Annotated in this window: 2 protein-coding genes; both read left to right on the top strand. The window is 52.3% G+C overall.

The window, feature by feature from the left end; genetic code table 11:
• Nucleotides 1-20: 20 nt before the first annotated feature.
• Nucleotides 21-1,520, top strand: coding sequence for a sugar ABC transporter ATP-binding protein (locus HP459_RS22575; RefSeq protein WP_023299446.1), 1,500 nt, complete (start codon nucleotides 21-23; stop codon nucleotides 1,518-1,520).
• A 2-nt stretch (nucleotides 1,521-1,522) separates the two neighbouring features.
• On the top strand, nucleotides 1,523-2,170 hold a 648-nt coding region (locus tag HP459_RS22570), incomplete at its 3' end, for an ABC transporter permease (protein WP_171936889.1).

Raw genomic sequence — 2,170 nt, 5'->3', positions numbered from 1 at the left:
TCCAACACAGGAATTTTGCAATGTCAGAGACTCTTATTCAGATGACGTGCATTACCAAACGCTTTCCCGGCGTGCTGGCGCTGAATCAGGTTGATTTCGATTTACGCTGCGGCGAAGTTCATGCCCTCTTAGGTGAAAACGGTGCCGGCAAATCGACGCTGATGAAAATTTTATCCGGTGTTTACCAACCTGATGCCGGTGAAATTCGCTTTGAAGGGCAATCCGTATCATTCAGCGATCCGCTAAGTGCTCAGCATGCAGGTATTACGATTATCCATCAGGAATTTAATCTCTTCCCCGATTTAACCGTGGAAGAGAATATTTTTATTGGCCGTGAATTCTGCAAAAATAGTCGCTGGCAGTTAGATAAACGCGCCCAGCGACAGGCGGTTGAGAAAATACTGCACACGCTGAATTTAAAAATCGCCCCGGACGCCCGCGTCAGTGAATTAACCGTAGCCCAGCAGCAGATGGTGGAAATTGCCAAAGCGATTTCGGTCAATGCCAAAGTGCTAATCATGGATGAACCCACCGCCGCGCTGACCGAAAGTGAAATCGAGAGTTTGTTTGACGTCACGCGGATGCTCAAGGCTCAGGGCACGGGGATTGTCTACATCTCGCACCGTCTGGAAGAGCTGGCGCTGATCGCCGATCGCGCGACCGTCATGCGCGACGGACAATACATCGCCACCGTAGATTATGAAACGGTTCAGATCGGCGAGCTTATCGCCATGATGGTTGGCCGCAATCTCGATAACATCTACCCAAAACGCCCGCCGCATCAGCGCAGAGAAAAAGTGCTGGAGGTGAACGGCCTGACGCGTAATGGTGTACTGCATGACATCAACTTTACCCTCTGGCGCGGTGAGATCCTCGGTCTCGCTGGCTTAATGGGCGCAGGCCGAACTGAACTGGGCCGGGCCCTGTTTGGCGCCGATGCGATCGACGCTGGCACCCTGACGCTGAACGGCACCCCCACACGTATTAAAGACGTGGCTGACGCCATTGAGAAAGGCATCAGCTATTTAACAGAAGACCGCAAAAAAGAGGGACTCGCCCTCGGCCTTTCTGTTGAGATGAACATTATGCTCGGCAATTACCCGGACTACGCTGGCGCCGCGGGTAATGTTGATGAAAAACGCTGCCGGGAGTCCAGCCAGAAACTGGTGGATACGCTGCGAATAAAAACGCCACATCTGGAACAGGCGGCACTGAATTTAAGCGGCGGTAATCAACAGAAGATTATTATTGCCCGCTGGGTCTGCAAAGACACCGATATTTTAATTTTTGATGAGCCAACCCGGGGAATTGACGTTGGCGCCAAGCTGGAAATCTACGAATTAATGAATCGCCTTGTCGCTAAAGGTAAATCGATCATCATGATTTCATCCGAACTGCCGGAAGTATTAGGAATGTGCGACCGCATACTCGTGATGCGCAGCGGCCGCATTGCCGGCGAAATAGCGGCTGAGCACGCCACCCAGGAAAAAATCATGCAATACGCCACGCTGGAGGATTAATCATGTCCGTTACCGTTCCATCGCCGCAAAGCGGAAGTCATACGATGAAAATAAATAAAGCGCTCCTGATGCGTCTGGCGCCTCTTTTTAGCCTGGTATTGCTGGTTCTGTTTTTCAGCTTCAGCTCACCGTTCTTCTTTAATACTGAAAATATCATGACTATCGCCCTGCAAACGGCGGTGATTGGCATCATGGCCATTGGCGTGACCTTTGTGATTATTACCGCCGGGATCGACCTGTCGCTTGGATCGGTGGTGGCGTTCTCAGGGGTTGCGGTGGGCATCGCCGCCGGGTTTGGTATGCCGTTGCCGGTCTGTATTCTGGCAGGCGTGCTCGCAGGCGGACTTTGCGGCTATGTGAACGCGTTTCTGGTCACCAAAATGACCATACCACCGTTTATTGCCACCCTCGGCTTAATGATGTCGGTACGCGGCATCAATATGGTGATGACCGATGGCCGCGCGATTTATTTTTCTGACTACCCGCAGTTCAAGCTGCTAGCACAGGGTCGCCTGTTCGACGTTCTGCCTTATCCGGTGTTCTACCTGGTCATCGTGGCACTGATCGCCATGTGGATCCTGAAGAAAACGGTGATGGGCCGCTATATCTACGCTGTCGGCAGCAATGAAACGGCGGCACACCTTTCCGGG

Origin of the sequence: Enterobacter sp. CM29, assembly GCF_013179605.1 — a bacterium.
Lineage (GTDB): Bacteria > Pseudomonadota > Gammaproteobacteria > Enterobacterales > Enterobacteriaceae > Enterobacter > Enterobacter intestinihominis.
Note: the sequence above shows the minus strand (reverse complement) of the source record. Positions and strands in the feature narration are given on the sequence as shown.

Coding starts and splice junctions, on each gene's coding strand:
- HP459_RS22575 (WP_023299446.1), top strand. CDS start 21: ATGTCAGAGACTCTTATTCAGATGACGTGCATTACCAAACGCTTTCCC.